This is a genomic window from Synechococcus sp. MU1655, from assembly GCF_023630655.1.
Lineage (GTDB): Bacteria > Cyanobacteriota > Cyanobacteriia > PCC-6307 > Cyanobiaceae > Synechococcus_C.
The window spans coordinates 1-5,186 of the sequence record NZ_JAKUHK010000146.1 but is presented as its reverse complement, the minus strand read 5'-3'; the positions used below and the strand labels follow the sequence as shown (position 1 = coordinate 5,186).

The window sequence follows — 5,186 nt, the reverse complement described above, 5'->3', positions numbered from 1 at the left end:
TTCAACTGGACCTTGATGCAGTCGTTGCTCACCCTTGCTGTATTGAATGTGGTGCTTGCTGGTGCGAGCTTGCGGATTGGAGGACAGCTGGCGAAGGGTCCTTATTTGCCGCAGACCCTTGAAGGCTTGTCCAAAACCACCCGTGCTGTGATGGGGCGTTGATCGATTGCGGCTAACGCACCTGGTAGTGCAACCAGCGGCAGTCGATCCCACCATTGTTGATCGGCATACGTCGGGACGCTCTCATCCGGAGGGCTCCCGTGACACCAGCATTGCCGCTGAGCAACCAGAAGTCCCATCCTGAGGCCTGGGTTTTCACCATGGCACCGAGATCGCCATACAGCGCCTCAAGATCCTGATCGGCTCCGACACGTAATCCATAAGGAGGATTGCAAACGATCGTTCCTGGTCCTTCTGGAAGTTGGAGATCTCTGAAATCTCCCGTTTGGATGGAGATCAAGTGGGAAAGACCAGCGGCCTCGACGTTGTTGCGAGCCTGTTTGGCAATCGATGGATCCTGTTCGCAGCCAATGATGATCGGCTGGAATTGGCCCTGCTCTTGGCGGTTGAGCGCGCGCTCTTTTTCTTCTCTCCAAAGGTCGTCATCAAAATCAGCCCAGCCTTCAAGGGCAAAGCTGCGGTTCAGTCCCGGGGCATGGCCTGCAGCCAAGGATGCCGCTTCGATCAGGAGCGTCCCTGAGCCACAGAGCGGATCGACCAGAGGCGTTGTTCCTGTCCATCCGCTCAGGCGGATCAAACCAGCAGCAAGATTTTCTTTGAGCGGAGCCTCCCCCATTTCTGCGCGGTAGCCGCGGCGGTGGAGACTGCCGCCTGATCCATCGAGACTCAGGACCCCACCCTCTCGATCGAGATGCACATGCAGGGAAACATCGGGTTCTTCGAGATCGATTGAGGACCGTTGCCCCCAGATGTCGCGCTGTCGATCGACGATCGCGTTCTTAATTTGTAGTGCGGTGTAGTGGCTGTGATTGAGGCCGGGAGCCGTGCCGGTGACATCCACCCGGAAACTCATCGAAGGATGCAGCCAACGTTCCCAGTTCAGTCCTTCCTGAATCCCTGAATACAGCGTCTCGCGGCCATCGCATCGGAAACGAGCCATTTCTCGAAGCAATCGAAAAGGAAGTCGGCATTGCAAATGAAGCCGATAGAAGCAAGCCATGTCGGCCTCAAACGTGGCCGCTCTCCGTAGTGGTTTGACCGCTTTGGCTCCGAGGGCCACGAGCTCAGCCACTCCAGCTTCCTCTAATCCTTGAGGGAGTACGGAAACGCCTTTGATGCGCTCAGATCTTGCTTGCTTCTTCACTCTGTTTTTTGCTTAATCACCACTGTTTGAAACGGTATTCGAATCCCAATCGGCAGGTTGTGTGCTTGGTCCAGAGATGATGATCGGGAGAAACAATTCCATTGAGATCAGGGTGAAGATAACTGCCGTTAAATTCACACTCCACCCTAGGATGAAGAGCAAGGTAAGGGCGATCGGTGCGAGGGATTCGGGTGAGATGGAGCTTTTTAAAAAGTCAAGAGAAGCATCGAATACTGCCATTAATGAAGCTGTAAACATCAGGCTTGATGCCCGGTAACAGCGACATGCTGGCGCGAATTTCTTGACAGAGATATAGAGTCGCGAAACGCTTGATTGGTAGCTTGCTAGGATGAACAAAATGGCAAATATTGCTATGTTTGAGAGTTGCTTAGTGGCTACGAATTCGCGGGCTTCAATGAAGAGGTAACCAGCCCCCATCAGCCAAATCACGATTCTTAGAGAGACTTGGTTGAATTTGGCCAAATCCGTTGTCAATCAGTGGTTTTAGAGTAGTCACTTGCTTTTAGGAGTGAGCTCCTTTTGGGATTTTCTTTGGATTTTCTAGTTTGTGTGTTGCCCAGGTGTTTCGCTACTTTTAGGCGACACTCTTGGTTTAATTTTATTGATATGGTTTGGTTTTGATGTTTTCTTGCTGGCCTCATGTTCTTTCATGCAAATGCTGAGCCGCTATCGTTGTTTGTTGCTGCGTTGCCAGGCTCGATAAAGTTCATTATTGGCTATTTATTCGTTTTTTATGTTGATTCCGTGAAGGCGGCCAAGGTGATTCGAGGGGAGGTCAGCATTGGTTCTAGTCGCTTGCAAGTTTCCACGTCCAAGCCTTCTTCGATGGTGGTTGGTGGTAATCAGCTAAACGTTCCTTATTCCTTTAGAGGGAGGCAGCCGTTCGTGCCGATTCAGCTGGGATCGATGAAGTGGTTTCAGTGCCTTTTCGATAGTCCTCTCAAGGTTTTGTGCAATAACTTGTTGTATCTGAGGATCGCTTGGTCGAGCATTGCATCGCTCTTGATGCCAGAATGAAACAGTCCGTTCTTGAACGGACTAGGTGGTCCACACCGGTGTTTCGGACAGCGGTTCGATTCCGCTCAGCTCCATTCTCCCTTCGGGGCTGCAATGGTTTCGACGGGGCATAAGGAGGGTGACTGAAGCCTGCTCGGTCAGAGCAAATCCCGTAACTGCGAACAACATCGTACGTTTCTCCCGTCAAGCAGCCCCTGTTGCTGCCTGACCCTTTTAAGGGAGATGGGGTGAAGTCAGCCTTATCACCCAAGTGACTCGTGGGGGTGGAATGCCCCCTTAAACCATTCCAGGACAAGGGCCCTCGCTATTCAGAATTTGTTGCGGATTGCATTCCGTTCAAATCTCCGTTCAAAAGCATGGGTACTTTGGTCGCGGCTTATCGGTCTGAGATCAGCGTTTTGGATTACGCGATCAACAGGCTTGATCAAAAGGAATGCCGGCATCGTCTTAGGGCTGCTCTTGCTGAGCTGGGCTTTGATCAAGCAAGCGCACGCCATGCTTTTAGAGGGTTACAGCTGCACTGCAGGGGTGACGCAGCTGGCGGAATCAAAGGGGGCTTAGTCGCCGCACAGCGCAGAGAACTGTTCAACAGGCTTATGCCTTGATCCGTGAGGATATTGATCAATGCAATGTTGAAAGGACTGACTTAGTTGCACAGGCCATTCATTGATTGATCGAGAGTGCGCGAATGGGTTTGGCGCAAAACAATCCCGGTGCCGTTGTTGGTGCTGTATCTCAGCTGGACAAGCTGTGTGGTTTGTCTCCTTCACGTCGATAAGGCAGATGGCTTGGACGCTTGGCGTGAGCTTTTAATCCGTTATTGAGCGAAGAGCAACAAAGCTGAAACTGCCTACTGCAGCGGGTATCAGCAGCACAAGCGAGGCATTGTTCGCTTAATAGATTCTTTTAAATGGAGCGTTCTTTACGCCTGTCGTTATCGCTGAGTGGTGTTGCTGCACTGGCACTCTCCAATGGCGCACTGCTGCCTGCTGCTGCTCAAGAGGCTGACACCGCCGAGGATCTGGGTGGTGTGATGAGCATCAGCCTCAAGGATGTCGTCAAACCCACCTTTGGTTTTCAAGGTGCCTTGCAAGGCGCGGGTACTCCGAATCAGGCAGGCATTGGTGGGTTCTTGCCTCTCTCTGTTGGCGACAACAGCGTTTGGTTCCTTGATGTCCTGGCTAACGCTAATTTCGCTGATTACGAAAACAACAGCAGCATCATCAATACCGATGTTGCTGGTACCACGATCAGCACCTCATCACGGCTTGGTTACCGCTGGCTGAATGGTGATCGCAGTTGGATGTACGGGCTGAATGCTGGTTATGACAGCCGCCCGATGAATACAGGTGGAAACGATACCGGCATCAATGTGAGCGGCACAGAGGAGAGCGCTTTCTTCCAGCAGGTGGCAGTCAATGCGGAAGCAGTTTCCAATGACTGGAACTTCAATGCCTATGCCTTAATTCCGATTGGTGATACGGAACAAGATCTCAACTTCTTTTACCAAGGCGGTGCACTCAACACCTACGGGCTTGATGTTGGTTATTTCATCACTCCTGAGTTGAATGCTTCTGTTGGTTACTACTACCAAAATGGTGACCTTGGATCTGCTGATGGTTCTGGTGTGCTCGGACGAGTCGCCTACGACATCAGCAGTGGCTTAACGGCAGGAGTAAACATCTCCTACGACGAAGCATTCGATACAAGAGTTTCAGCAGACCTTAAAGTTCGCTTTGGTGGCCCAAGTACAACAGCAGCGACGAAGAAAAAGTGGGAGAATCCAACAATTAATGCATTAACAGCATCACCCAAGCACAGGAATGTAAGGGTGCACGATTGTAGTTTTTTTGATAAAGCGTGCCAACAGAAAGAAGCCCGAGATTCACCACCTACAGAAAATAATTTCCAAGATAATACAGTTAGCTAACAGTTGCCAGTTAGCCAGTGGCTTACACACAAAAGAAGAGTGTTGTACGCCAACCAAATTCCAAAGCCCTTTCTACTATTGAAACTCTCTAGTCAAACCACCCAAAGCCCCTGCGAAACAGGGGCTTTTTAATTCTTCAGTAACGCTTACAAGACCATCAATCAACTTCCAATACCTGGCACCATCACACTCAAAACAACTTGGTTGGGGAAGGCAAGTGCAGCCAGGCAAAGCGCGGCATCATCCGAGTACTGACGCCTGATACATGCAGCATTCCCTACACCTTTCTCTATCACTTAGCAGTGTGGTGACTTGAGCGACCACAGCGAGCTGCATCACGCCGCAAGCCTTGGGACATCAGAGGTTGATGACTATTGCATCTAAGCGTTATCCGAGATGAATGACCTTGCAACAGGGAACCTGATTGGCATGCCATGACCTGAACATTGACCTATGCGATTATTGATAGGATGATAATGATGAGTTGTAAAAGTTAGATGGTAAGTAGCACCAAACGTTTTAAGCAGCATCGCCAAGCTGTCTGTACGGAACTCGATGGCGAAGTCGCTTTATTTCAAAGTAATACCTGCGACTATCTTGTTCTCAATGAGACAGGCTCAGCTATTTGGAATGCACTTAAAACTCAGCCAACACTGCCTGAGCTCTGCAAGAATTTACAGGCGGAATATGAAGTCACTTCAGATGAATGCAAGTCCTCTGTTGAAGCCTGGCTGGAAGCTGCCTTGGAGAAGAAAGTGATTGCCGTGGTTGACAATTAAAACGAAAAGCATGTTTTGAGCTTTTTCGCCCAGATTTCGCCACCAAGTTTATTTGCTCCAAGCATTTGGAAATTAAGGCGCACAAAATAACGCCGCATGGATGCTTTTTGCAACC

Annotated in this window: 7 protein-coding genes and 1 pseudogene; 5 read left to right on the top strand and 3 right to left on the bottom strand. The window is 50.2% G+C overall.

The genetic code is table 11. The annotated features are described in order from the left end of the window. Positions 1-162 (top strand): annotated as a pseudogene (locus NCN04_RS07730) (phage holin family protein); the annotation flags it as partial. Positions 163-172: 10 nt separating this feature from the next. Here the strand turns inward: NCN04_RS07730 and NCN04_RS07725 are convergent. The 3 genes from NCN04_RS07725 to NCN04_RS10670 all read right to left on the bottom strand — a co-directional run bounded on the left by NCN04_RS07725 (position 173) and on the right by NCN04_RS10670 (position 2,530). Then, positions 173-1,297 carry a THUMP domain-containing class I SAM-dependent RNA methyltransferase gene (locus tag NCN04_RS07725; RefSeq protein ID WP_250395695.1) on the bottom strand — a complete coding sequence of 375 codons (1,125 nt, stop codon included), beginning with the start codon at positions 1,295-1,297 and terminating at the stop codon, positions 173-175. A gap of 39 nt (positions 1,298-1,336) precedes the next feature. After that, complete coding sequence (locus tag NCN04_RS07720) at positions 1,337-1,807, bottom strand: hypothetical protein (RefSeq protein WP_250395694.1); 471 nt, start codon at positions 1,805-1,807, stop codon at positions 1,337-1,339. A 576-nt stretch (positions 1,808-2,383) separates the two neighbouring features. Beyond that, the gene (locus tag NCN04_RS10670) at positions 2,384-2,530 is read right to left on the bottom strand and encodes a hypothetical protein (RefSeq protein ID WP_284498664.1); all 147 of its coding nucleotides are present in this window, start codon (positions 2,528-2,530) and stop codon (positions 2,384-2,386) included. Between the two features lie 188 nt (positions 2,531-2,718). Here NCN04_RS10670 and NCN04_RS07710 point away from each other — a divergent pair, with 188 nt between their 5' ends. From NCN04_RS07710 to NCN04_RS07695, 4 genes are all read left to right on the top strand, one after another. Beyond that, positions 2,719-2,967: a hypothetical protein gene (locus NCN04_RS07710; protein WP_250395693.1), complete on the top strand. Its 249-nt coding sequence runs from the start codon at positions 2,719-2,721 to the stop codon at positions 2,965-2,967. 75 nt (positions 2,968-3,042) lie between these two features. Beyond that, on the top strand, positions 3,043-3,186 hold the full coding sequence (locus tag NCN04_RS07705; protein WP_250395692.1) for a hypothetical protein: 144 nt from the start codon (positions 3,043-3,045) through the stop codon (positions 3,184-3,186). 86 nt (positions 3,187-3,272) lie between these two features. Continuing rightward, the gene (locus NCN04_RS07700) at positions 3,273-4,292 is read left to right on the top strand and encodes an inverse autotransporter beta domain-containing protein (RefSeq protein ID WP_250395691.1); all 1,020 of its coding nucleotides are present in this window, start codon (positions 3,273-3,275) and stop codon (positions 4,290-4,292) included. A gap of 497 nt (positions 4,293-4,789) precedes the next feature. After that, positions 4,790-5,071, top strand: a complete 282-nt coding sequence (locus tag NCN04_RS07695; RefSeq protein WP_250395690.1) for a PqqD family protein — start codon at positions 4,790-4,792, stop codon at positions 5,069-5,071. Positions 5,072-5,186 lie beyond the last annotated feature (115 nt).